Source organism: Hyphomicrobium zavarzinii ATCC 27496, assembly GCF_000383415.1.
In the GTDB taxonomy this organism is placed as follows: Bacteria; Pseudomonadota; Alphaproteobacteria; order Rhizobiales; family Hyphomicrobiaceae; genus Hyphomicrobium_C; species Hyphomicrobium_C zavarzinii.
The window spans coordinates 469180-494100 of the sequence record NZ_KB911256.1; the positions used below are offsets into that span (position 1 = coordinate 469180).

Consider the following 24921-nt stretch of genomic DNA (forward strand, 5'->3'; position numbering starts at 1 on the left):
GGAGATGATTGGACGCTTGAACCACGTGGCCATCGCGGTCAAGGACCTGGCCGCCGCGACTGCGGTGTACAAGAACGCCCTCGGAGCCGTGGTGACGGATCCGCTTCCGCAGCCGGAGCACGGCGTTACGGTCGTCTTCGTGACGCTCCCCAACACTAAGATCGAGTTCCTCGAGCCGCTCGGCGCCAACTCGCCGATCGCCAAGTTCCTCGAGAAGAACCCCGACGGCGGCATCCATCACGTCTGCTACGAGGTGGAGGACATTCTCGCCGCGCGCGATAAACTGAAGGAGCAGGGCGCCCGCGTGCTCGGCGACGGCAACCCGAAGATCGGCGCCCATGGCAAGCCGGTGCTGTTCCTGCACCCCAAGGACTTCTGCGGAACGCTGACGGAGCTGGAGCAGGTCTAGGCTCCGGGCAGACCCAGCACCACCGCCCTGGAAGGGAGACTGAGATGACCGTTAGCCTCGGTATCGCGCTCTACATCATGATCTGGTGGCTCACGCTGTTCGCCGTGCTTCCCTTCGGCGTGAAGACCCAGGGCGAGGTCGGCGAGGTGGTGGAGGGAACGCCCGCCAGCGCCCCGGCCACGCCGCGCATCCTGCGCACGCTTTTCATCAACACCATCGTCGCGGCAATCACATTCGCCGCGGTGTGGTGGGGCCTGCAGTATGATTGGCTCGGGCTTTACATTCCCGGCGAGATGAACGTGCCCGGCGGCGTCATTCGCTGACGCTTTACGCTCATGTTTCGGGGGCCTGAAATGCAAAGAGCAAGGCGACTGCCTTGCTCTTGCCACTCGGCGGCGCTTTTCGCGCCGTCTGCTCTTTTCTGGCTCGAAGTTCCCAGAGACTAGCTCCGGCCCTCAGGCCTTTTTTCTCCCTAGACTTGGGCCCCGAGCCATCTGGATCATTTGGCCTCGCCCCTGTCACGTGAACGAGCGCACCATAACCGAACGGCGGCGCTATGTCACGGGGCAAGGTACAAAAAAACGCAGATGCCCAAAGCTGATGCGGACCCCTGCTCGCGATTTGGCTTCCCTCGGGATTTGCCGTCCGATTGGGCAATCCACGGGCGGTTTTCAGATGCTTGATTGCCCTTAACCCCAATCCTGGCTATTGACGGCCCCGGAGCTTTCGAGAGCCCCGCTGGCGGCCCGCAAGGGCCTCCGTGCGCCCTCCCGGCCGCGTTTGCGCCGCAACCTAAGACATGGCCCATGCATCTTTCGCGCTTTTTCCTGCCCGTCCTCCGCGACAACCCCAAGGAAGCAGAGATCCTCTCGCACAAGCTGATGCTGCGGGCTGGAATGGTTCGCCAGTCGGCTGCCGGCATCTACTCGTGGCTGCCCCTCGGTCTCAGGGTTCTGAAGAAGATCGAGAACATCGTTCGTGAGGAGCAGAACCGGGCCGGTGCCGTCGAGCTGCTCATGCCCACGATCCAGTCCGCCGATCTCTGGCGCGAGAGCGGGCGCTACGAGGCATATGGCAAGGAGATGCTGCGCATCACCGATCGCCACGATCGGGACATGCTGTTCGGCCCCACCGCCGAGGAGGTCATCACCACGATCTTCCGCGACAGCGTGAAGAGCTACAAGGACCTGCCCAAGAACCTCTACAATATTCAATGGAAGTTCCGCGACGAGATCCGCCCCCGTTTCGGCGTGATGCGCGGCCGCGAGTTCCTGATGAAGGACGCCTATTCTTTCGATCTTACCAAGGATGCGGCGCGCGCGGCCTACCGGCGCATGTTCGTCGCCTATCTGCGCACGTTCGCGCGCCTGGGCCTGCGCTCCGTTCCCATGCAGGCCGACACCGGCCCCATCGGCGGCGATCTCTCGCACGAGTTCATCATCCTGGCGGAAACCGGCGAAAGCCAGGTGTTCTGTCACAAGGACCTGATCGAGGGAGAGATCCCCGGCGCACATACGGATTTCACGGGCGATCTGACGCCGATCTTCGACCAGTGGACCTCCCTCTATGCTGCCACCGAGGAGAAGCATGATCCCGCGCGCTTCGAGAGCGAGGTGCCGGCCGATAAGCGTGTCTCCGCCCGCGGCATCGAGGTCGGCCACATTTTCTACTTCGGGACCAAATATTCGGAGCCCATGGGGTGCCGGGTGCAGGGGCCCGATGGTCAGCAGGTGACGCTCGAGATGGGATCTTACGGCATCGGCGTGTCGCGCCTCGTCGGCGCGATCATCGAGGCGAGCCACGACGACGCGGGCATCGTATGGCCCGTGCCCGTCGCGCCGTTCGAGGTCGCCGTGGTCAATCTCAAGGCTGGTGACGAGGCAACCGATGCGGCGGCCCTCGACGTGAAGGCACGCCTCGAAGCGGCCGGAGTGGATGTGCTCTACGACGACACCGACGAGCGGGCGGGCGCCAAGTTCGCCACCATGGACCTGATTGGCATTCCCTATCAGGTCATCGTCGGTCCCAAGGGCGTGAAGGCGGGTGAGATCGAGATCAAGGACCGCAAGACCGGCGCGCGCGAGACGCTGCCGATCGAGGTCGGCCTCGAGCGCACCATTCGAAGCGTCATAGACCAACGCGTTCTCGCCTGAGAGCGACGCAAAAAAGGAGGGGGCGCCGCATGGCCGCATCGATCGACACGAAGCCTTTCGCGCCGTTCGAGTGGCTGCTCGCCTCCCGCTACTTGCGGGCGCGCCGCAAGGAAGGCTTCATCTCCGTCACGGCCGCCGTCTCGTTTCTCGGCATCATGCTGGGTGTCGCCACGCTCATCATCGTGATGGCGGTGATGAACGGCTTCCGCAAGGATCTGTTCGCCAAGATCCTGGGCCTCAACGGCCATGTGGTCGTCTACAAGATCGGCGCGCCGTTCAACGACTACCCCGACATCGCCAAGGCCGTTGCGAAGGCCAAGGGCGTGGAGCGCGCCATCCCTCTGATCGAAGGCCAGGTGATGGTGTCCTCGACCGTGCAGGCGGCCGGCGCCGCCGTGCGCGGGATCACGGAGGGCGATCTCAAGGCGCTGAAACTCGTCTCCGACAACATCCGCTACGGCACCCTGGATGGCTTCGACCAGTCCGGCGGACTGGCCATCGGCATGCGCCTCGCCAACTCGATGCGGATCAACGTGGGCGACAGCATTACGATCATCTCGCCGCGCGGAGCAGCGACGCCCTTCGGCACGGCGCCCCGCTCGAAAACCTATCCCGTGACGGCGATCTTCGAGCTCGGCATGTCGGAATACGACAGGACCATGATCTTCATGCCGCTGTCGGAAGCCCAGCGGTATTTCTCGAAGATGGGCGAGGTCGATATCCTCGAGGTCGTCATCCAGGACCCCGAGGCGGTGGATGAGGCGGCGCGAAGTATACGCACCGAGGCGGGCCCCACCATCAATGTGACGGACTGGCGACAACGCAACGAGACGTTCTTCACCGTGCTCGAAGTCGAGCGCAACGTGATGTTCATCATTCTCTCGCTGATCGTGCTCGTCGCCGCGCTCAACATCATCTCCGGCCTCATGATGCTGGTGAAGGACAAGGGGCGCGACATCGCGATTCTGCGAACGATGGGCGCCACAAAAGGCGCCGTCATGCGCGTGTTCCTGATCACCGGCGCCTCCATCGGCATCGTCGGCACCCTCGCGGGCCTCGTCCTCGGTGTCGTGTTCTGCTCGTACATCGAGGAGATCCGCCAGTTCGTCGCCTGGGTGGCAGGCACGAAGGTGTTCGATCCCAACGTCTACTATCTCACGCGCTTGCCGGCCGACATCAATCCGGTTGAGACGGCGTCGATCGTCGCCATGGCCATGACGCTCTCGGTGCTCGCCACGCTCTATCCCTCGTGGCGCGCTTCACGGCTCGATCCCGTCGAAGCGCTTCGGTACGAGTGAGGAGGGCGCCATGCTGGACATGAACGCACAGCACATCCCCGTCCTCCGCCTGATCGGCCTTCAGCGGACCTTCCACCAGGGCACGCGCGAGATCAACGTTCTGGCCGGTGCCTCCCTCGACGTCTGGCCCGGCCAGTGCGTGGCCCTCGTCGGTCCCTCGGGCACGGGTAAGTCCACGCTACTGCACATCGCGGGCCTGCTCGAGACGCCGGACGCGGGGCATGTTGTTATCGCCGGACGCGATTGCGCAACGCTCGACGATCAGGACCGAACCCGTATCCGCCGCGCGGAGATGGGCTTCATCTATCAGTTCCATCAGCTGCTGCCGGAGTTCTCGGCGCTCGAGAACGTCGCACTGCCGCAGATGTTGCTCGGCCGCTCGCGGCGCGAGGGCGAGGAGCGGGCGAGCAAGCTGCTCTCCTCCATGGGCCTCGCCGAGCGTCTCGATCACCGCCCCGCGCAGCTCTCGGGCGGCGAGCAGCAACGTACGGCGATCTGCCGGGCGCTCGCCAACCGGCCCCGCCTCATCCTGGCCGACGAGCCCACGGGCAACCTCGATCCGCGAACCTCGGAGCTGGTGTTCCACGAGTTGATCGGCCTGTTCCGCAGCGAGGGCGTGGCGGCCCTTATCGCCACCCACAACCTGGACTTGGCGCGACGAATGGACCGCGTCGTGGTGCTCGACAGCGGTCATCTGGTCGAAATTTCGCCGCAAGCCGTGTAACAATCGGCGCCTAAACATCCCTGTTTCTTCCCTCGGAGGCTTGTTTCCGGGGGAACAGCGCCTGATGGGCGCACGCGCGATGATGACCTTGGGTCCGGTTTCACGGACTTGCTGTGCGCATGCTCGCTCAAGAAGCACGATAGAGCTCAGGGAACGCAGTTCCCTGCACGGCCGTTGAAATCGAGACGAGATGAGGAGGCAGCTATGCCGTTCGAGAGACACGTTGTTCGCTCCGCCGCGCTCGCGGCCACACTCCTGGTTTCCGGCACCGCCTTTGCGGCCAACGAGCCCTATGGCGTGTGGGTTAATGATACCGGCCGCGGCGCCATCGAGATCAAGGACTGCGGCGGCAAGCTTTGCGGCCACGTGGTCTGGGTGAAGGATGCCAGCGACGCCAACGGCTGCGGCCGCCAGATCATCGGCGAGGCCGCAAGCGCGGGCGAGGGCGTCTGGGGCGGCGATTCCGCCTGGATCTACAGCCCCGAGAAAAAGAAGAAATACAACGTCGAGCTGACGCCGCTGAAGGATGGCACGCTCAAGGTCAAAGGCTATGCCGGCATCAGCTTCCTGTCGAAGACGATGATCTGGACCAAGGCCCCGGGTGATCTCACCCGTTGCACCACGCAGGAAGCGGCAGTTACGCCGGCACCCAAGGCCGATGGCGCTCCGGCTCCCGAAGCCAACAAGCAGCAGGCTGCGCCGGCCGATAAGGCCGCTCCCGCTCCCAAGTCCGATCAGCAGGATATCGCCTCGAACGAGAAGGAAGAGGGCGCCGACCTCAGCGACCTCAAGGACAAGTTCGGCGACGTGTTCACCAAGAAGGACGGCAAGTGCAAGCTGGACCTGCCCTGGGTGAAGCTCGACTTCGAATGCAAGGGCGACAACGCCGGGAAGTAGAGCTCGTCAAACTTTGACTATCGAACAGGCGGCGCGCCGGATAGGCTGCGCCGCCTTTTCTGTGCCGGACCACAGCGGTATCTCGAAGGACGTCATCCCGGCGAGGCCGGGATCCACGGCACGCAGATAGACGGATCGCGGGATAGGCGCGTCGCCTACAAGAGACATGCCTTCGACGTATCTGGACCCCGACCTGCGTCGGGGTGACGGTGTGTTTGTGGAAGCCGCTGCCCACCCTCAACGTCATCCCGGCGCAGGCCGGGATCCACGACACGTCAGCGGGAACGGTGATCAGAAGAGCCCCGTATACTTCGCCGCGAGCGCGGCGAGGCTCAACGCGCCGATCCACGTTGCGACGCGGCTGAAGCGATTGCGCCGGCTGGTTTCGCGCGCAATGCTGGCGATCGTGGCGGGGTCGAGCCGCACGCCATGGCGCGCCATCTCGGCAAGGCCCGAGGAGGCCCGCTCGGCTTCCGACAGCATGGCCGGAACCTCGGCCAAGACGCGCGCCAACGTGGTCGCGCCTTCGCCCGCTCTCTTGAGGTGTCCACGCGCGCCGTAGTTGGCCTGTACCCACTCTGCCGCAACCGGCTCCGAGGCAGTCCAGAGGTTGAGCGAGGGATCTAGACCACGCGCCACACCTTCCACGATCACCATGCTCTTCTGCAGCAGGATCAGCTCCGGCCGCGTCTCCATGTCGAACACGTCGGTGTAGGCGAAGAGCTGGCCGAGAAGGTCGGCCATCGAGATCTCGTCGGCGGTACGCCCATGGATCGGCTCGCCGATCGCACGGAGCGCCTGCGCGAACACCTCGACCGGATGATGCGGCGGAACATAGCCCGCCCAGAAGTGCACCTCGGCCGCCCGGTGATAATCACGCGTGATGAGGCCGTAAAGGATCTCCGCCAGGAAGCGCCGCTCTTTATGTCCAAGCCGCCCCATGATGCCGAAATCGACGGCCACCACGTTGCCCGCCTTGTCGACGAACAGGTTGCCCTGGTGCATGTCGGCGTGGAAGAAGCCGTCGCGCATGGCGTGCGTGAGGAAGCTTCGGAGCACGGTGAGGCCGAGCTGCTTGAGGTCGTGCCCCTCCGCCTTGAGGCGCGCGTGGTCGGAGATCGGAATGCCGTCGATCCAGTCGGTCGTCAGCACGCGCTTGGAGGTGCGCTTCCAGTCGACGGAGGGAACACGGAACTTCTCGCCTTCGCCGATGTTCTCCGCCATCTCGGACATGGCCGCGCCTTCGAGGCGCAGATCCATTTCGAGCTCGGTGGTGCGAGCCAGGTTCTCGACCACGGCGACGGGCTTGAGCCGCCGCGACGGAGCATGAAACCGCTCGATCAGGTGCGCTGCGAAGAAGTAGCTGTCGAGGTCGCGCTTGAAGCGCTTCTCGACATTGGGGCGCAGGATCTTCACCGCCACTTCGCGCCGCTGGCCCTTGTCCAGCGTCACGGCCTTGTGCACCTGCGCGATCGACGCGGCAGCCACCGGCGGGCCGAATTCGACGAAATGATCCTCGAGCTTGCCGCCGAGCGCTTCCTCCACGGCACGGCGCGCTTCCGCCATGCTGAAGGGCGGCATCTTGTCTTGGAGATGGCCGAGATCGCCAGCCAGCTCCGGCCCGATCACGTCGCCGCGCGTCGCGAGGAACTGGCCGAGCTTGATGTACGAGGGGCCGAGCGCCGCGAGCGCGGAGGAGATGCGGCGCTGCTTCGGCTTCCCCATGTTGAAAGGAGCGGCCACGATCTGGACCGGTAGCGTGAGGAGGCGCGCGAACCGGAGCGCAAGCGGCACCGGCTGCCCCTTGGGCACGAAGCGCACCCCATGCTGGGCGAGCACCAGGCCCGCCCGCGAAAGCCGCCAAAGATTGGTGATTGCGTTTGCCATGCTGGCCCAAGCGGTACTTGGCCCGCCCGCCCCTGGCAAGCCGCCTCGTCGGACAGAGTTGCCGATATTTCCATTGTGGATCACGGGGATGATACAACTCTTGATCTGCAGCAGTCGGGGGCGCGTCCAGAATCGGGCTAGAAAGCCTTGAAGCCCATGAATTTTGTTCACGGCGCCGACAGTGCGCGACGAGACCCAAGGACACGAATGACCGCCGAGCCGAAGCTGCCGAAGTTCATCCATTTGAAGACGCACTCGGCCTATTCGCTGCTCGAGGGCGCGCTGCCGATCGGCAAGATCGCGAAGCTCGCCGAAGCCAACGGCATGCCGGCCATCGGCCTCACCGACACCAACAATCTGTTCGGCGCGCTCGAGTTCTCGGACAAGCTTTCGAGCGCAGGCATCCAGCCCATCTCTGGCGGTGCTTTCGATACGGACTTCGGCGACGGCACGCCGGCGGGTGGAGCAGCCGCTCTGATGCGGGTGGGGCAGAACGAGCCGCCGGTGCGCCCGGCGGGGCCGCTCGCCCTCTTTGCCTCGAATGCCGATGGCTATGCCAACCTCATCAAGCTCGCGAGCCAGGCCTTCCTGCTACCCGATCCGGTCGATCCCACGCACATCAAGATCGATGCGCTCGCCGAGCACAGCAAGGGTCTCATTGCGCTCACCGGTGGTCCTCTCGGTCCCATCGGCCGGGCGCTCTCGGAAGGGCAGGCCGATCTAGCGCGGGATCGCCTCATGCGGCTCCAGCGCATCTTCAACGGCAGCCTCTACGTTGAGCTGCAACGCCACGGCCTGAAGTCGGAGGAGGAGATCGAGCCGCAGCTCATCGCGCTCGCCTACGAGTTCGGAATCCCCCTGGTCGCGACCAACGAGGTCTACTTCGCAACGCCCGACGACTACGAGGCCCACGATGCACTCATCTGCATCGCCGACGGGCGCATGGTGACCGAGGACAACCGCCGCCGCGTCACGCGGGACCACTATTTCAAGAGCGCCGATGAGATGGCGGCGCTGTTCGCGGATCTGCCGGAGGCGCTGGAAAGCACCATCGAGATCGCGCAGCGTTGCGCCTATCGCCCGATGAAGCGCAAGCCGATCCTGCCGCGCTTCGTTGCTGCCGCCGACGCTGTGGGCATGAGTGATGAAGAGATGCTCGCGGCGGAGGCCGCCGAGCTCAATCGCCAGGCCGAGGAGGGCCTGCGCGCGCGCCTCGCGGTGAACGAGATCGCGCCGGGCTTCACTGAGGAGGACTACAGGAAGCGCCTGGCCTACGAGCTGGACATCATCGCCCGCATGAAGTTCCCGGGCTACTTCCTGATCGTGGCGGACTTCATCAAGTGGTCGAAGGCCAACGGCGTGCCGGTGGGTCCGGGCCGCGGCTCGGGTGCGGGCTCGCTCGTCGCCTGGTCGCTCACGATCACCGATCTCGATCCCTTGCGGTTCGGCCTGCTGTTCGAGCGCTTCCTGAACCCCGAACGCATCTCGATGCCGGACTTCGACATCGACTTCTGCCAGGAGCGGCGCGACCGCACGATCCGCTACGTGCAGGAAAAGTATGGCACGGACCGCGTAGCCCAGATCATCACGCACGGAAAGCTGCAAGCCCGCGCCGTATTGCGCGACGTGGGCCGCGTGCTGCAGATGCCGTACGGCCAGGTCGACCGGCTCTGCAAGCTCGTCCCCAACAACCCGGCCAATCCGGTGACGCTGCGCGAGGCGATCGACGGCGAGCCGAAGCTGCAAGAGGAGCGCGACGCCGATCCACTGGTCGCGCGCCTTCTCGAGATCGCCGAGAAGCTCGAAGGCCTCTATCGCCACGCGTCCACGCACGCCGCCGGCATGGTGATCGGCGACCGGCCGCTCGACGAGCTGGTGCCGCTGTATCGAGATCCCAAATCGAACATGCCCGTCACCCAGTTCAACTGGAAGATGGTCGAGGCGGCAGGCCTCGTGAAATTCGACTTCCTGGGCCTCAAGACGCTGACGGTGCTTACCAAGGCGGTGGAGCTGGTGAAGCGTGGCCGCGGCATCGAGATCGACCTGCTCGGACTGCCGCTCGACGACAAGCCATCTTACGAGCTGCTGGCCAAGGCCGATACGGCGGGCGTGTTCCAGCTCGAAAGCACGGGCATGCGCGAAAGCTTGAAGCGCCTGAAGCCGGACCGCTTCGAGGACATCATCGCCATGGTGGCGCTCTATCGCCCCGGCCCCATGGACAACATCCCGACCTACATCAACCGCAAGCACGAAGAGGAGCCGGTCGACTACCTGCATCCGATGCTGGAGGGCATTCTGAAGGAGACCTACGGCGTCATCATCTATCAGGAGCAGGTCATGCAGATCGCTCAGGTGATGGCAGGCTACTCGCTCGGCGATGCAGATCTTCTGCGCCGCGCCATGGGTAAGAAAGACAAGGATGAGATGGCGAAGCAGCAGGCGCGCTTCGTCGATGGCGCGCTGAAGAACGGCGTGAAGAAAGAGGACGCCGTCTACATCTTCGAGCTGGTGGACAAGTTCGCAGGCTACGGCTTCAACAAATCGCACGCCGCAGCCTACGCGCTCGTCAGCTATCACACGGCCTACATGAAGGCCAACTTCCGCGAGGAATTCCTGGCCGCCTCCATGACGCTCGACGCGGGCAACACCGACAAGCTCGCCATGTTCGCGGCCGAAGCCAAGAAGAGCGGCATTCGCGTGCTGCCGCCTTGCGTCAACGCCTCGGGCGTGGAGTTCCTGGCGGAAGCGCCCAAGAAGGGCGAGGCCCATGGCGCCATCCGCTACGCGCTGGCTGCGCTGAAGAACATTGGCGCCAGCGCCGTCGAGACCATCGTCGAGAGCCGCAACAAGAAGGGCCCCTATACTTCGCTCGCCGATTTCGCCTCCCGCATCAACACAAAGGCCGTGAACAAGCGCGCGCTCGAAACGCTTGCCGCTGCAGGCTCCTTCGACGTGTTCGAGAAGAACCGCGCGCTCGTCTACGCCAACGTCGAGCAGATGATGACGGAAGCGGGCAAGAAGGCCGACGACGAGAGCACGGGGCAGGGAAGCCTGCTCGGCGGAATGGAGGCGAACGCAACGCCCGTTGTGCTGAAGCTCAAGCCGGCCGAAGCATGGACGCCCATGGAGAAGCTTCAGGAGGAGTTCGACGCAATCGGCTTCTTCCTCTCCGGCCATCCGCTCGATCAGTACGAGAAGGCGCTCGCGAAAATGGGCGTGCACCGCTACGTGGACTTCGAGATCGCGAGCGCGCGCGGCGTCACTGCGGGCCGTCTCGCCGGCATCGTCATTTCTGCGCGCGAGCGCCGCTCGCAGAAAGGCAACAAGTTTGCCTTCGCCATGTTCTCGGACACCAGCGGACAGTTCGAGGCCGTGATCTTCTCCGAGACGCTGGCCAATTCGCGCGGCCTCCTGGAGGCAGGAACCGCAGTCCTCCTGAACGTCGAAGGCGAGCGCGACGGCGACGCGTTGAAAATGCGCGTTCAGGATGTGAAATCGCTCGACGAGGCGGTTGAGCAGATCCCGCGATCCGTGAAAGCGATCCTCGATGGCGACGCGCTCGCGAAAAATCCTGCCCTCATCGAGCAGGTGAAGGCTCTCCTCAGCCCAGGCAAGGCCGAGCTCAAGATCGAGCTCCAGCTCCGCGACTACGAGCGCCCCGTGCCGATTTCTCCGAGAGGGAGATACGATTTGTCGGCCAAAACCATAGGTCGCATGACGACCGTCCCGGGCGTTATCGAGGTGACGGAAACCTGACGTAGCCGGCACCCGCGAGAGGCCGGAACAAACGCTGCGTCCCGGCGTTTGCTAGGCCATGCTCGATACTGTGGGTCAAGATGCGTTGTGGGAGCGTTTCGCGGGGGATGACACTTCCACCGAGTTCGTTCGCGTGGACGGCGACCAGCACGCGGCGACGATCGTATGCCTCCCCTGGCAGATGCCGTACCGGCTTGCGAAGGCCGCCCGCATCGTGCCGAAGCCGTTTCTCGCCTGCTATGAGATGCCACGCGCCATCGTCAGCTCGGAGCCAGAATTGTGCATTCGCGCGCTCAACGGCGTAATCGAGGACGCCACACAGGTTGCCGTGCGCGCGAAAATTCCACCTCGTGAGCTTCTGGTTGTCGGTTTGAGCATCGGAAACGCAGCCGCGACCCTGCTCGCCAACAAGTTGGGCGCCCGTCTCTGCTCCATCGCCTCGGCCGATCGCGGCGACCTAACGCTTTGGGAAAGCCCGGCCGCACGTCACGTAAAGGAGCGGGCGGAGGCCAAAGGCTACCGCTTGAGCGACTTCACACAGTCGCTCCAAGGCATGCATACCGTGGACAATCTTGCCAATCTCGCGCCCGGAAGCCGCTTCGTGGTCGGTCTCAGAGACGAGTTCCTGCCGAAGGCACGACGCGAAGGCCTCGTGCGCGCGGTGCAACGCGTTCTGCCGTCGGCCGAGGTGTCGTATGTCGATAGAGGCCACATCGGCACCATGACGGAGGCTTTGCGGCGCGGGTTCGTCTAGAGCGCGCAAAAACGCATTGCGCCTTTCCCGCACCCGTGTGTGACTTGCCGTCGACAGCGTGTGCCAAATGCACGCCGTATCTCTGCTGAAATATCACACGTCTCTTATTTTCCTGGGTGAATCGTGGTGCACTGAGGACCTAGACTACTCTGCGGGGAGTGTAGATGTTTCCGATTGGTGACGACAACAGCGCCCGGCGCTCCGTTCCCGTGGTCACCTACGCGCTGATCGCCATAAACATTCTGGTCTTCCTGCTGGAGCTGCAGGAAGGCGAAGGCTTCATTCGCAAGTGGGCCTTCATCCCCGCGCGCTTCTCGGGTGACCCGGCCAGCGATGCGGCAACGCTCTTCTCAGCCATGTTCATGCACGGCGGCTGGCTGCATCTCGGCGGCAACATGCTCTACCTCTGGATCTTCGGCGACAATGTCGAGGATCGCTTCGGATCCGTGCGCTATCTGCTGTTTTACATTGCGGCAGGCCTCGCGGCTTCGTTCGCGCAGTACGCCGTCAATCCCGCATCCTCGATCCCGAACGTCGGCGCCTCCGGCGCGATCGCAGGCGTGCTCGGCGCTTACATCCTGATGTTCCCGAAGGCGCGCGTGGATGTGCTGCTCGGCCGCCAAGTCGTCGCGATGCCCGCCTTCATCGTATTGGGTTTCTGGATCGTCCTGCAGCTCGTGAGTGGCGTGGGCTCCATCGCCGACACCGCCCAGACCGAGACTGGCGGCGTCGCTTACATGGCCCATGTCGGCGGCTTCGTTGCGGGGCTGGTGCTTGGCGTTCTCTTCGGCGGACTGCGCCGCCCGGATCGAATTGCGTGACGTAGCGCCGTGTCGCATCGCGTGCTGTGCTGCAGCATATTATGCTGCAATGCAATAAAGTTACGGAAGGCCCGCATTTGCCGAAAATCTGCGCGTATTGAAAATACATCCTTGTGACGTTGCAAAGTTTCACTTAGCCTATCGGGAAAAATAAGAAACGGCCTGCAAAGGGACGGACACGTCGAGGAAGGGCACGCGGCCAACGCCGTGATCCGTCTCGAACCCTTGGAGGTCCAAATGCCTGGTGGCTTCGTTAACGGTCCTTTTTCCCTGAAAAAGTCGGCTCTTCTCGCTGCGCTCGGCGTGGCGTGCCTTGCGCAGGGTGCTTCGGCTGGCGGTGAGCAGGCCGAGCGAGTTCGTGGTTATTTCTGTGACGCCAAGGCCGATCAGATCGCCTTCCTCAATTTCAAAGCGCGGGGCGAGACGGAGATCATCGCTGCGAATGAAGTCAACAAGGGCGTGGCAAAGCAGTCCTGCGCGCCGTACCTCCCGGTTCTCGCAATTCCAGGCAAGGAGCAGACCGTCATGAAGGACGGTCTCGTTTACAAGCTGCAGAGCTTCACCTTCCTTCCGGAGAAGGTCGAGCGGTGGAGCGGCACGGTGCTCGGCTCCTTGCAGTTGACCGCCAAGGATCAGGACATCTGAAGCCGGCCGCCGCCGGTGCAATTGAAAAGACCCCCGTCAGAGCTCTGACAGGGGTCTTTGTTGTCGATCTGGGTCTGGCGTTTGGAGCGACTACCAGACGGTAGACTTGGCGCCGCCGACCTTGCGCTTCTTCGCCGGCGATGACGAATACGACGAGCAGAAGAAGAAGCATCCGCCGCTCGATTCCTCGACCACCTCGGGCTTGGGCCGCGGAGTGGGCTTCGAGATCTTCGCAACCACCTCCGGCATCTGCACCACGAAGTCCGTGCCGGCATAGCGCGTCTCGCTGCGGGCCATGTCGTAGCTCGAGACGATCAGCGTGGAGCCGGGCTTCATCACTTCCGCGATGAAGTCGGATGCCTCCTTCGGCAGCTTGATCCGGTCGAGCGTGCGTGCAGCCTTTGCCGTGTCGGTCTGCTGCGGCTGCGGGATCTGCTCCGCCTTGCGGGTCTTCTTGCGCGAGCCGAGGTCGTCGTCGAGGCTGCTGAGGCGCGTCGAGTACTCGTTCACCTCCGTTGCCGTCCAGGTGAGCGCTGTCTTGCTCTCATCCTTCCAGCCCGTCGCGGTGAACACGAACGTGTCGAGCGGCACGTCCGGGTTATCAATCGTGGCCTGCAGCTCGAGCACCCGCTCGAAGCCCTGGCGGATGTGGATCATGCCGGTCTTGGAGCTGATGAACATGGAAACCGGCAACTCGCGGTTAGCCTCCTGGCGATCGAAGGTCGCCACCGCCGATTTCGCGGACGTCTCGGCGACTGCGGCTTCCTTGATCTCAGCCTTCGCGGCCTTCAGGTTCTCCTGAGCCGTCGCGATCGCCTTCTCGGCGGCCTTCGCAGCCTCGTCCGCGCTCTTGGCGGCTTCGGCGGTGCTCTGGGCTTCAGCCGTGAGCGGGGCGATGCGCTCGCGCGCTGCGGCTTCCTGAGCACGAAGCTCCTGCAGCTTGTCGGCGCGGATCTTCGCTTCGTCCTTCGGAATGCGCGAGAGGATGGATTTGAGCTTACGCTCCTGCGAGTCGAGTGCGGTTTTGGCCTTGTAAGCGGCGCGCGCGGCGCTGCTCGCCGTCGCGCGGGCCTGCTTCGCGCCTGTCCGTGCGTCGGCCAGCGCCTGGCTGGCGGATTTCTCACCGGCCGTGGCCGCAGTCCGGCGCTCGCCGGCCTTCGTCACGGCATCGACGAGACCCTGGCGCGCAGCGCGGCGGGCTTCGGCAGCACCTTCCAGTGTGCGGCCAGCAGGCTCGGTCGCGGCATGGGCCGAGCTGACGCCCAGCAGCGTTTCCGCAACGTCCACACCCATCTTCACCGCCTTCTCGCCGGTGGTCTCGGCCTTGTCGCCGATCGGCTTTTCAGCCCCGACCGACGGCAGCGCCGTGAACAGGAACGGATGCTCGAACTGCACCGGAGACTGCACATCCGGCGCGATCACGACGCGCTGGTTGAGGTCGGTGAGGTTGAAGAACTTGCGGGCGAAGTCGAACGGCAGGCGCACGCAGCCGCCCGAGGCCGCATAGCCCGGAATGACGCCGCCGTGAAGCGCGATGCCCGTCATCGTCAGGCGCTGCATGTGGGGCATCTTGGCGTCGAGATAGATGTTCGACGTGTGATCGACCTTCTTCTCGAGAATGCTGTAGATGCCGACCGGCGTCTCGTGGCCCGGCCGCCCGGTCGAGACGCGCGTCTGAACGACGAAGCCGCTTTTGTCGTACACGAACATCCGCTGCTGGTTGAGCGAGACGAGCATGAGCAGCGGACCGTCGGCCTGGAGCGGCTTGGCCTGCTCGACAGGTGCGCGGGTGGACTGCCTCGCTCTGCGCTCTGAGGTCTGGGCCTCTGCGGGCACCACTGCGACCTGGGTGAACAAAGCCAGCGCGACAGAGGCGCAGGCAATCTTGGAAAACATGAAATTCGCCCGAGTGCGATGGGACGAGAAATAAAGCACCGTGTACCCCCTGAAGGCCCTTGAAAAACCGTGGCTGGGCAACCCTAAGTGCCCCATGCAACGGTTAATTTGTGGATCATGACGATTTAGACTTCAATAGGTTACCCCGCATCGGTTATCGAATTATCTCCACTTGTTCCGAAATTTGCGCGTGGGCGGTCTCGAACCTCCACAATGGGCGCACATCATGGACTGAACGCGGCAGACTGGGCCGCGTTTCGCAGAAAAACCGAAAACCGTTCGACGAAATTACCGGAGGTAGCCGCGCTTACGGGCGCCAGGGCTTCTGAGGCGCTTCAGCAGCCTCGGCTTCATGCGTCCGTGCACGGTTTATTTCGCGCGTGACGGCAAAAAGCGCCTCTTTCACGCCCACGCCTGAAACCGCAGAGAGCACGAGCGGCTTCTTTCGCGCCGCCTTCTGCAGCTCGGCCACGCGCTCCGCGAGCGTCTCCTCGTCGAGCGCATCGCACTTCGAAAGCGCGACGATCTCTTTCTTCTTCGCGAGATCGCCGTCGTAGGCTTTCAGTTCGCGCCGCACGGTGCGATAGGCCTCTCCCACGTTTTCTTGCGTCGCATCGACGAGATGGAGGAGAACCTGCGTGCGCTCCACGTGTCCGAGGAAGCGCGTGCCGAGCCCCGCGCCCTCGTGCGCGCCCTCGATCAGGCCCGGAATGTCGGCCAGCACGAAATCCCGCTCGCCCGCGCGCACGACGCCAAGATTGGGATGCAGCGTCGTGAACGGATAGTCGGCGATCTTGGGCTTTGCCGCTGACACGGCGGCGAGGAATGTCGATTTGCCCGCGTTCGGAAGGCCCACGAGGCCCGCATCCGCGATCAGCTTGAGGCGCAGCCAGATCGTCAGCTCCTCCCCCGGCAGTCCGGGATTGGCGTGACGCGGCGCTTGATTGGTCGCGCTCTTGAAATGGGCGTTGCCGAAGCCGCCGTTGCCGCCGTGGGCCACCACGAAGCGCTGTCCGACTTCCGTCATCTCCGCGAGCACGGTTTCCTGGTCCTCCGCGAGAACCACGGTTCCCGGCGGCACTTTCACGATGATGTCCTCGCCATTCGCGCCAGCGCGGTTCTTGCCCATGCCATTGATGCCGCGCTGGGCTTTGAAATGCTGCTGGTAGCGATAGTCGATCAGCGTGTTGAGATTGTCGACGCAGGCGATCACCACGTCGCCGCCATTGCCGCCGTCGCCGCCGTCCGGGCCACCGAACTCGATGAACTTTTCACGCCGGAAGCCGACGCATCCGTTGCCCCCGTCACCGGCCTTCACATAGATCTTGGCGAGATCGAGAAACTTCATGGGGTACGTCTCCAGAACATCGCCGTAAGCGGTCGGTTGAGCTCATAGGACTGCGTGGGAAACTCGGCGCGGCGCGCATCGCACCATGCGGTGCAGAGCCCGTTCGCGCGAAAGCCGAGCTTCTGAATCACGCGCCGCGAGGCCGCGTTGTCCACGAAATGACAGCACGTCAGCCGCTTGAAGCCGGCCGTCGTGAAACAATGGCGCACGAGCGCCGAGGCCGCCTCCGTGGCGAAGCCGAGCCCCCACCAGGGTTTGCCGATCCAGTAACCGATCTCTGCCGATCGGTCCTCGTTCGCGACATAGCCGACGGCGCCGATCAGCGTGCCGTGATGCACGACCGCGCGCACGAACTCTTCGGGGCCGAGCGTGTCCATCCACTCGCGCGCGAGCTCTTCCGAGTAGGGATAGGGAATCCGGGCGGTCTGCCGCGCCACATCCCAATCACCCGCCAGATGCGCGAACTCCGGCGTGTCGCTATCCGTAAGCTCGCGCAGAACCAACCGCCGGGTTTTGATCGGCTTGGCCAGAACGGTCCGATGGTTTGTGCTCGTCAGCATGGATGGTCGACGGAGTAATTGGCCTTCGTCGCGAAATTGGTGGCGGAAGCTGAGAAAATCGAGTGCCCTCGACGCGGAGTGTACCGGACCCTGCGGGTCGCTAGAACGAAAAAGGGGGGATGGTGCCCATCCCCCCTCGGCTGTTGGTTAAGCGCGGGCCGTTACTCGGCCGCTGCCAGCTTCTCGGGAAGCACGGAGATGTAGACGCGGCCGTTCTTCTTGGTGTCGAACTGCACCGTGCCTTCCTCGACGGCGAAGATGGTGTGGTCCGTGCCGATGCCGACGCCCGTGCCCGGATGCCACTGCGTGCCGCGCTGGCGGCAGAGGATGTTGCCGGGAATGACGTGCTCGCCACCGTACTTCTTGATGCCGAGACGCTTCGAATGTGAGTCGCGGCCGTTCTTGGTTGAGCCGCCAGCTTTCTTTTGTGCCATAGCGAGAGTTCCTCGATTGGGAGCAGCGTATGCCGCGCTCCGTGATGCTGCTTAGCCAGTGATGCCCGTGATGCGCACGGTGGTGAGGTCCTGCCGGTGACCGCGCTTGCGGCGCGAGTTCTTGCGGCGGCGCTTCTTGAAGGCGATGAGCTTCGGGCCGCGCGTCTGCTCGACGAGCTCCGCGGTGACCTTGGCACCCGACGGCAGAGACTTGCCGACCTTGACGTCAGCCCCGCTGCCGACCAGCAGCACATCCGTGAATTCGATTTTGCTTCCGGCGTCTCCGTCGAGCTTCTCGATCGTGAGAACGTCGTCTTTGGCGACGCGATACTGCTTGCCGCCCGTCTTGATGACAGCGTACATGATTTGCCTCTCTTCGCGCTTTAAGCGCATTGGGTCTCGTCCGCGCCCTGTGGCGGTGCAATTACCTGCACACTTTCAAGGGGTTGCAAAATTTGCAACCTGAGCCTCGGGCAGCGCTCTTGACGCCGCAAGCCCAAAAGCCTGCCGCGCTGGCGCTCTTATGATGGAAAGCCCGTTCAAAGTCAATCTGTTGGGGAAGATGCGCCCTACAACCTGCCGGTGTCGAGCTTTGGCGCCTCGGAACCCCGACCGGCTGCCGAGCGTTCGTCCGGCTGAGGAATGAACCCAAAATCGAGACAAGACGAGCACCCCCGATGGCAGACCCCACAGTGTCGAATTCTTCTCCCCCGCTTCGGCGCGTGCGCGAAGGTGCGATGATTGCCGGCGTTTGCGGCGGTCTCGCGCGCTGGCTTGGCTGGGACCCGACGATCACGCGTCTCGTCTACATCGTGGCGACCGTCGCCTCGATCGGCTTTCCGGGAATCCTGACCTATCTCCTGCTTTGGCTCATCATGCCGCGCGACGGAGCATGAGCCGCAGCCTGCCTTCTCCGTGCACCGCAACAATCCTGTCTTGACGGCCGCTGTTTAAAGCCTACCTCTAGCGCTCGCCCTGCAACACCAGGACATGCGGCCGGAGGCCGCCGTTCCATGCTTTCCTCCGCCACAGCGCACAGCACGCTCGAGCCGATCCCGGTGCTCGAAACCGGCCCTTCGTTCGCGATGGAAACGCTGGTCGCGCACGAGACGCGGGCACATGCGCTCCTCGATCTCGCAACGGGACCGCTTCCGTCTGCCGCCCTTCGCCAGCTCGACAAGGTCTCCCGGCGCTGGCTTGCCAAATGGGAAAACGTCCACCTGGCGGAGATCGACGCCATCGCCGCGCGTCTCGCGCGACCCGGCGCCTACTTTCTTTCCGTGAACTACGAATGGGCCTGCACCTGCCGCGTCGCGCCGGATTCGCGCCGCAAGAGCGCCCGCCTCGTGCGCGTGCTCGATTGGCGCACGCCAGGTCTTGGCCGCCACGTTTTGGCTGCGCACGTGCAGGGTGAGAAGGGGCCGTTCGTGACTCTCACCTGGCCCGGCTACACCGGCGTGCTGACCGGCATGGCGCCTGGCCGCTTCTCGGCCGCGCTCAATCAGGCGCCGATGCGCAAGGCGATCGGCTTCTATGTGCTCGACTGGGCAGTGAGCCGCAGGCGGGTCTGGACGATGCCCCATCCCACGCCCGCGCACCTCCTGCGTTCGGTGTTCGAAACGGCGGCCGATTTCTCCGAAGCCCGGGTGCGGTTGACGACAGAGCCCATCTCGACCCCGGCGATCTTTTCACTCGCCGGCACGCGAGCGAGCGAAACCGTCGTCATCGAGCGCACGGAGACAGACGCCCGCGTTCACGTCGGGCCGAACGTGGCGGCCAATCACTGGGAGGCTCCCGGCTGGCGAGGCCGCTCCCGTGGCGCGCAGAGTGGCGAGCGTGCATCCATGATGCACTGCATCATGCCGGAGGTGGTTCCCGATTTTTCCTGGCTGAAACCACCGATCCTTAACCCAACCACACGTGTTGTGATGGTGTCGGACGCGGCAGAGGGCAGACTGGTGGCACAAGGCTTCGAGGATATGCGCCCCGCCACGGCCGTGCTCGAGCTGTCCTTGTGACGGCAGCACAGAACCGCAAAGTGTTCCGTAGGAAACATGTCACTCCGCGCCGTTCGGTGTAGAGTGGCCGGAATTTTAGGTTGGATCAGGAACCGGGAGGTTCGCCATGGATGACCTCTTTGAACACCTCATGGAGAGTGAGCGCGACAAGTCGATCAACGGCTTCTACACGCACTTCATCGTGTTTATCGCCGTTATCGCCGTCCTTGCGATCATCAATCTGATTTCGGGAGACGCCTTCTGGATTCAGTGGGTTATTCTGGGCTGGGGCACAGGCATCGCCTTTCATGCCTATCAGGTTTTCATCAAGAAGCCCCAGCAGGAGCAGAAGCTGCGCGAGCTACGCTCGGCGCGCGATGAGCAGCGGGCGGCCGCCGCCGGACAACAGCAAACGCCTGCGACGATGGATACGCCTCCTCCCGCGACCGGCGAGGAGCCCGGCAAGCCTGCGGCTTGAGACGCGTTTTTTCGAAAGCGAGCGGTTGCGGAAATAGAAAAGGGCGCCGGATCCAATGGATCCGGCGCCCTTGATCGTTGAGCGAGCCTTTAGAAGAGGCCCTCGATCTGGCCGTTCTCGTTGAGACGGATCGAGTCGGCGCTCGGCACCTTGGGCAGGCCCGGCATGGTCATGATCTCGCCGGTGATGACCACCACGAACTCCGCGCCCGCCGAAAGGCGAAGCTCGCGGACCGGAACGATGTGGCCGGTGGGCGCGCCGCGCTTGGTCGGATCGGTCGAGAACGAGTACTGCGTCTTGGCCATGCAGACCGGCAGGTGCCCGAAGCCCATGGCCTCGAGCTCCTTGAATCGCGTTTCCACCGCGCCGTCGCACGAGATGTCGGCCGCGCGGTAGATCTCCGTCGCGATGGTCTTCACCTTGTCGCGCAGCGGCATCGAATCCGGATAGAGCGGCTTGAATGCGGCCTTGCCAGAGTTCGCAACCTCGACGACGTGGTGCGCCAGCGCCTCCGTGCCCTTGCCGCCGTCAGCCCAGTGCGTGCACATGAAGGCGCGCGTGCCCATGCTCTCCGCGGCCTTCATCACCTCCTGGATCTCGGCGTCGGTATCGGTGATGAAGCGGTTGACGGCAACCACGGCCGGCACGCCGAACTTGCCGACGTTCTCGATGTGGCGCTTGAGGTTCTCGCAGCCCTTGGCCACAGCGGCCACGTTCTCGTGCTTGAGGTCCTCTTTCGCCACGCCGCCGTGCATCTTGAGAGCGCGGACGGTCGCGACGATAACGGCCGCAGCCGGCTGCAGGCCCGCCTTGCGGCACTTGATGTCGAAGAACTTCTCGGCGCCGAGGTCGGCGCCGAAGCCGGCTTCCGTCACGACGTAGTCGGAGACCTTGAGTGCGCTCTTCGTGGCAAGCACGGAGTTGCAGCCGTGGGCGATGTTCGCGAACGGGCCGCCGTGGATGAACACGGGGTTGTTCTCGAGCGTCTGCACCATGTTCGGCATCAGCGCGTCCTTGAGCAGCACGGTCATCGCGCCGTCGCCCTTCACGTCGCGCGCACGCACGGGCTTCTTGTCGCGGGTATAGCCGACGATGATGTTGCCGAGCCGCTTCTCGAGATCCTTGAGATCCGAGGAGAGGCAGAGAATGGCCATCACTTCCGAGGCGACCGTGATGTCGAAGCCGTCCTCGCGTGGGAAGCCGTTCGAGACGCCGCCGAGCGAGTTCACGATCGAGCGGAGCGCGCGATCGTTCATGTCGAGCACGCGGCGCCACTCCACGCGGCGGCTGTCGAGGCCGACGGCATTGCCCCAATAGATGTGGTTGTCGATCAGCGCGGACAGCAGGTTGTGGGCGCTGGTGATGGCATGGAAGTCGCCGGTGAAGTGGAGGTTGATGTCCTCCATCGGCACGACCTGCGCATAGCCGCCGCCCGCCGCGCCGCCCTTCACGCCGAAGCACGGCCCGAGGGAGGGCTCGCGCAGGCAGCACATGGCCTTCTTGCCGATACGGTTAAGGCCGTCGGAAAGACCGACTGTTGTTGTCGTCTTTCCTTCGCCGGCCGGGGTGGGGCTGATGGCCGTAACCAGGATCAGCTTGCCGTCGGGGCGCGTATTCAGCGCATTGATGAAATCGAATGAGAGCTTGGCCTTCGTGGACCCGTAAGGGATGATCGCGTCGGCCGGAATGCCCAGTTTGGCCGCCACCTCGGTGATCGGCTTCATCTTGGCTTCGCGCGCGATCTCGATATCTGATTTCACCGTCACGGGGGTCCCTCCGATTGGACGTTTCTGTGTAGATGCGGCCCGCTTTTTATGCGGGCCGGAGCAAGCCGCGATATTGGCTTTTTGCGCGCGCTTCGCCAAGCGGTTCACTAAAAAATGGACACGATGACGCGACGCAATCTTCACTTCGCAGGTGCGATAGTTGAATGAAGGTGAACATTGCCCGGGCTTGCGGCGGGCAAGCCTCGTTCCGGCGTTTGCAGGGACCGGTCCAAGCGCTCTATATGGCGCGGACGGTTTGCAAGCCCGGGTAGGCAGGCGGCACGAAATTGCAAAATTTGCGAAGACGGCAGGATATGGCGAGCACGGCGAAAGATACCGACATTGATGATCTCGTGACCGTGCGCGATTGGCTTCGCTATGCCACCAGCCGGTTCAGCGAGGCGAACCTTGTTTTCGGCCACGGCACGGAAACCGCCCTGGACGAGGCGGCTTTCCTCATTCTCACCCTTCTGCATCTCCCGGTCGACCAGCTCGAGCCCTGGCTCGAAGCCCGCCTGACGCGCGAGGAGCGCCGCAAGATCTCGGCCGTGCTGGAGGAGCGCATCTCTTCCCGCAAACCGGCTCCCTATCTCGTGAATACGGCCTGGATAAAGGGGCGGCGCTTCTATGTGGACGAGAGGGTGATCGTGCCCCGGTCCTACATCGGCGAGCTTCTGGACGATGCATTGTCGACGGTGGTTTCGGATCCGGACGGTGTGGAGAGCGTTCTCGATCTCTGCACGGGCTCCGGCTGCCTCGCCATCCTGGCGGCTCTGACCTTCCCCGAGGCTGCCGTGGACGCTGTCGACATTTCGCCCGGCGCTCTGGAGGTTGCCGAGCGCAATGTCGCCGGCTACGGCCTCGCCGATCGCGTGACCCTCTATCGCTCCGACCTGTTTTCCGGCCTCGCGGGCAAGACCTACGATCTCATCATTTCGAACCCACCCTATGTGACGGCCGCCGCCGTGGACGCCTTCCCGCCGGAATACAAGGCCGAGCCTCAGCTCGCCCACTTGGGCGGCGAGGACGGCATGGATCTGGTGCGTCGCATACTGACGGAGGCCGCGGCGCATCTCACTCCCGAGGGGGTTCTGGTCGTTGAAGTTGGCATGGCGCGCGATACGCTTGAAACCGAATACCCCGATTTGCCGTTTCTTTGGCTCGATACGGAGCAAAGTGAGGGCGAGGTGTTCGCCCTCCCGGCCGAAGCCCTGAAGCGGATCGGCCGCGGATCGCGATAAGTCTGACATAGCGCGGATGAATCGTGGTCTAGATTGGCGCTCGGACGGAGTGACGGCAATGAACCACGACATCCCGCAGGAAACCGCCTGGAAGCATCGCGAGCTGATGTTGAAGGTGGCACGCAGGCCAGGGTTCTGCTGTTGCTGCGTCTGCCTTCCGAGGGAGGATCGGCGCCGCGCGCGGCGCGTGTTCCGCCTGACCCGCAAGGTCATCCGCGCCTGGGACAAGGAGCGCGAAGCTCATGAGCGCGCCCTCATAACGCCGGACACACGCACATGAGCATCGCGACGCGCAGTCTCGAATTCGGCTCGCGGCTCGCGGCGTTGCTGGGCATCAGCCTCGTTTTGAGCTTTCTCGCGCCCGGGTCTGCGCTCCGCGCGGCAGACGCACCCATCGTCATCAAGTTCAGCCATGTGGCGGCCCCGCAGGCGCACAAAAGCCGCGCAGCCGAGCACTTCAAGCAACTCGCGGAGAGCTACACCAACGGCCGCGTGAAGGTGGAGCTTTACCCGAACTCCCAGCTTTACAAGGACAAGGAGGAGCTGGAGGCGCTTCAGCTCGGAGCCGTGCAGATGCTGGCGCCCTCCGTTTCGAAGTTCGGCCCCCTCGGCATCAAGGCCTTCGAGGTCTTCGATCTGCCCTACATCTTCGCCGGATACGAGGAGCTGTCCGCCGTCACGCAGGGACCCGTAGGGCGCGAGCTTCTCGACAAGCTTGAAAGCAAGGGCCTGATCGGCCTCGCTTACTGGAACAACGGCTTCAAGATTCTTTCGGCGAACAGCAAGCTTCTAGGTCCCGATGACGTGCTGGGGCTCAAGATGCGCATCCAGGCTTCGAAGGTGATCGAGGCGCAGATGTGGGCTCTGGGCGCGCTGCCCCAGGTCACCGCCTTCTCGGAAGCCTATCAGGCCCTCTCGTCCGGCGTGGTGGATGGCACGGAGAACACGCCAGCCAATATGTACAACCAGAAAATGTTCGAGGTTCAGAAGCACGCGACGCTCACCAACCACGGCTATCTCGGCTATGCCGTGATCTCGAACGCGGCCTTCTGGAAAGGCCTGCCGCCGGATATTCGCGCGGCTCTCGAACGAGCCATCGCGGAGACGACGCCAGTTGCCAATGCGCTCGCGCACGAGGAGAACGAGCAGGCACTCGAGCAGATGCGGAAATCCGGCCGCACCACATTTCACGAGCCCACACCCGCCGAGCTGGCAGCATGGCGAGCCGCACTTCTGCCGGTTCACGACGAGATGGCCGGCCGCGTGGGCCGCGATCTGATCGACCGCATCTACGCCGCGACCGGCCACACGGCCCGGCAGCCCGCTATGCGCTGACCAGCACGTCGAACCCGCCCATCGACATTTTCTTTATGTCGAACGGCATCGTCTTGGGATCCATGCCGGCGAGGCGCTCGTCCTTCATCACCTTCGCGTTGACCTGATCGCGGTGAGCGCGCGAGCGATAGACGATCCATGAGAAGACCGCGGTCTCGTCCGGCTTGAGCTTGAGCAGTTTGGGAAACGGCCGGCCGAACGGCATGTCGAGATCCTGGCCCACGCATTCGCGATATTCGAGCGCGCCGTGGTCGCGCCAGACTTTTCCGGCCTTTTTCGCGATCTTGCGATAGTCCTCGATGTTGCTCTTGGGGACGATGAGCACGAAACCATCCACATAGGCCATAGCGCTTCCTTTCTTTGCTCTTTTGCTTCGTTCCCTAAGTAGGAAACGGCGTGCCGGATGGCCAGGGATAGTGAAATACCGAGGGGCGGGTTCGCACGGCCACGGATGGATCGTGACGCGGCGGCGAACTCGTGCGATAGCGGTTTCGCTAGAGAGAAGAAATCCAGGTCACCTAA

At 63.7% G+C, this 24921-nt stretch carries 24 protein-coding genes; 16 read left to right on the forward strand and 8 right to left on the reverse strand.

Annotated elements, in window-relative coordinates; translation table 11 throughout:
- Positions 1 to 4: 4 nt before the first annotated feature.
- The 6 genes from mce (at position 5) to F812_RS0106285 (ending at position 5481) form a co-directional block, all read left to right on the forward strand.
- On the forward strand, positions 5 to 409 hold the full coding sequence (gene mce, locus F812_RS0106260) for a methylmalonyl-CoA epimerase (RefSeq protein WP_020085107.1): 405 nt from the start codon (positions 5 to 7) through the stop codon (positions 407 to 409).
- A 44-nt stretch (positions 410 to 453) separates the two neighbouring features.
- Complete coding sequence (locus F812_RS0106265) at positions 454 to 732, forward strand: DUF1467 family protein (protein WP_020085108.1); 279 nt, start codon at positions 454 to 456, stop codon at positions 730 to 732.
- Between the two features lie 483 nt (positions 733 to 1215).
- Positions 1216 to 2562, forward strand: a complete 1347-nt coding sequence (gene proS, locus F812_RS0106270; RefSeq protein ID WP_020085109.1) for a proline--tRNA ligase — start codon at positions 1216 to 1218, stop codon at positions 2560 to 2562.
- A 29-nt stretch (positions 2563 to 2591) separates the two neighbouring features.
- Positions 2592 to 3860, forward strand: coding sequence for a lipoprotein-releasing ABC transporter permease subunit (locus tag F812_RS0106275; protein ID WP_020085110.1), 1269 nt, complete (start codon positions 2592 to 2594; stop codon positions 3858 to 3860).
- Between the two features lie 10 nt (positions 3861 to 3870).
- Positions 3871 to 4584, forward strand: a complete 714-nt coding sequence (locus tag F812_RS0106280; RefSeq protein ID WP_020085111.1) for an ABC transporter ATP-binding protein — start codon at positions 3871 to 3873, stop codon at positions 4582 to 4584.
- A gap of 204 nt (positions 4585 to 4788) precedes the next feature.
- Positions 4789 to 5481, forward strand: coding sequence for a DUF2147 domain-containing protein (locus F812_RS0106285; protein WP_020085112.1), 693 nt, complete (start codon positions 4789 to 4791; stop codon positions 5479 to 5481).
- A 291-nt stretch (positions 5482 to 5772) separates the two neighbouring features.
- Here F812_RS0106285 and ubiB read toward each other — a convergent pair whose 3' ends face one another.
- A complete protein-coding gene (gene ubiB, locus F812_RS0106290) occupies positions 5773 to 7368 on the reverse strand; it encodes a 2-polyprenylphenol 6-hydroxylase (protein WP_020085113.1) in 1596 nt (531 codons plus the stop codon).
- 207 nt (positions 7369 to 7575) lie between these two features.
- Between ubiB and dnaE the strand changes: the two genes are divergently transcribed.
- The 4 genes from dnaE to F812_RS22845 all read left to right on the forward strand — a co-directional run bounded on the left by dnaE (position 7576) and on the right by F812_RS22845 (position 13344).
- Complete coding sequence (gene dnaE / locus F812_RS0106295) at positions 7576 to 11124, forward strand: DNA polymerase III subunit alpha (protein ID WP_020085114.1); 3549 nt, start codon at positions 7576 to 7578, stop codon at positions 11122 to 11124.
- A 58-nt stretch (positions 11125 to 11182) separates the two neighbouring features.
- Positions 11183 to 11878, forward strand: a complete 696-nt coding sequence (locus tag F812_RS0106300; RefSeq protein ID WP_020085115.1) for a hypothetical protein — start codon at positions 11183 to 11185, stop codon at positions 11876 to 11878.
- Between the two features lie 164 nt (positions 11879 to 12042).
- Positions 12043 to 12699 (forward strand): rhomboid family intramembrane serine protease, encoded by a 657-nt coding sequence (locus F812_RS0106305; RefSeq protein WP_020085116.1) that lies wholly within the window; start codon positions 12043 to 12045, stop codon positions 12697 to 12699.
- A gap of 237 nt (positions 12700 to 12936) precedes the next feature.
- Positions 12937 to 13344 (forward strand): hypothetical protein, encoded by a 408-nt coding sequence (locus tag F812_RS22845; RefSeq protein ID WP_020085117.1) that lies wholly within the window; start codon positions 12937 to 12939, stop codon positions 13342 to 13344.
- 90 nt (positions 13345 to 13434) lie between these two features.
- Here the strand turns inward: F812_RS22845 and F812_RS0106315 are convergent, their stop codons facing one another.
- The 5 genes from F812_RS0106315 to rplU form a co-directional block, all read right to left on the reverse strand.
- Complete coding sequence (locus F812_RS0106315; RefSeq protein ID WP_020085118.1) at positions 13435 to 15240, reverse strand: L,D-transpeptidase family protein; 1806 nt, start codon at positions 15238 to 15240, stop codon at positions 13435 to 13437.
- Between the two features lie 307 nt (positions 15241 to 15547).
- Positions 15548 to 16588, reverse strand: coding sequence for a GTPase ObgE (gene obgE, locus F812_RS0106320; protein ID WP_020085119.1), 1041 nt, complete (start codon positions 16586 to 16588; stop codon positions 15548 to 15550).
- Entirely contained in the window at positions 16585 to 17148 is a 564-nt protein-coding gene (locus F812_RS0106325) for a GNAT family N-acetyltransferase (RefSeq protein WP_020085120.1), read from the reverse strand. The genes obgE and F812_RS0106325 overlap by 4 nt, the downstream gene beginning before the upstream one ends.
- Before the next feature lie 161 nt (positions 17149 to 17309).
- Complete coding sequence (gene rpmA / locus F812_RS0106330) at positions 17310 to 17582, reverse strand: 50S ribosomal protein L27 (RefSeq protein WP_020085121.1); 273 nt, start codon at positions 17580 to 17582, stop codon at positions 17310 to 17312.
- 51 nt (positions 17583 to 17633) lie between these two features.
- On the reverse strand, positions 17634 to 17945 hold the full coding sequence (rplU, locus tag F812_RS0106335; RefSeq protein ID WP_020085122.1) for a 50S ribosomal protein L21: 312 nt from the start codon (positions 17943 to 17945) through the stop codon (positions 17634 to 17636).
- 314 nt (positions 17946 to 18259) lie between these two features.
- Between rplU and F812_RS22850 the strand changes: the two genes are divergently transcribed.
- From F812_RS22850 to F812_RS22855, 3 genes are all read left to right on the forward strand, one after another.
- Positions 18260 to 18478 carry a PspC domain-containing protein gene (locus tag F812_RS22850; protein ID WP_040497928.1) on the forward strand — a complete coding sequence of 73 codons (219 nt, stop codon included), beginning with the start codon at positions 18260 to 18262 and terminating at the stop codon, positions 18476 to 18478.
- 117 nt (positions 18479 to 18595) lie between these two features.
- Entirely contained in the window at positions 18596 to 19600 is a 1005-nt protein-coding gene (locus tag F812_RS0106345; protein ID WP_020085124.1) for an Ntn hydrolase family protein, read from the forward strand.
- A gap of 106 nt (positions 19601 to 19706) precedes the next feature.
- Complete coding sequence (locus tag F812_RS22855; protein WP_020085125.1) at positions 19707 to 20057, forward strand: 2TM domain-containing protein; 351 nt, start codon at positions 19707 to 19709, stop codon at positions 20055 to 20057.
- Positions 20058 to 20146: 89 nt separating this feature from the next.
- Here the strand turns inward: F812_RS22855 and F812_RS0106355 are convergent, their stop codons facing one another.
- On the reverse strand, positions 20147 to 21781 hold the full coding sequence (locus F812_RS0106355; RefSeq protein ID WP_245257648.1) for a formate--tetrahydrofolate ligase: 1635 nt from the start codon (positions 21779 to 21781) through the stop codon (positions 20147 to 20149).
- 356 nt (positions 21782 to 22137) lie between these two features.
- Here F812_RS0106355 and prmB point away from each other — a divergent pair, with 356 nt between their 5' ends.
- From prmB to F812_RS0106370, 3 genes are read left to right on the forward strand one after another with little or no spacing between them, the layout of a single operon-like run.
- Positions 22138 to 23064, forward strand: a complete 927-nt coding sequence (gene prmB, locus F812_RS0106360; RefSeq protein WP_020085127.1) for a 50S ribosomal protein L3 N(5)-glutamine methyltransferase — start codon at positions 22138 to 22140, stop codon at positions 23062 to 23064.
- 58 nt (positions 23065 to 23122) lie between these two features.
- Entirely contained in the window at positions 23123 to 23344 is a 222-nt protein-coding gene (locus tag F812_RS0106365) for a hypothetical protein (protein WP_020085128.1), read from the forward strand.
- A complete protein-coding gene (locus tag F812_RS0106370; RefSeq protein ID WP_020085129.1) occupies positions 23341 to 24399 on the forward strand; it encodes a TRAP transporter substrate-binding protein in 1059 nt (352 codons plus the stop codon). The genes F812_RS0106365 and F812_RS0106370 overlap by 4 nt, the downstream gene beginning before the upstream one ends.
- Here F812_RS0106370 and F812_RS0106375 read toward each other — a convergent pair.
- Positions 24389 to 24745 carry a DUF1428 domain-containing protein gene (locus F812_RS0106375; protein WP_020085130.1) on the reverse strand — a complete coding sequence of 119 codons (357 nt, stop codon included), beginning with the start codon at positions 24743 to 24745 and terminating at the stop codon, positions 24389 to 24391. The genes F812_RS0106370 and F812_RS0106375 overlap by 11 nt on opposite strands.
- Positions 24746 to 24921 lie beyond the last annotated feature (176 nt).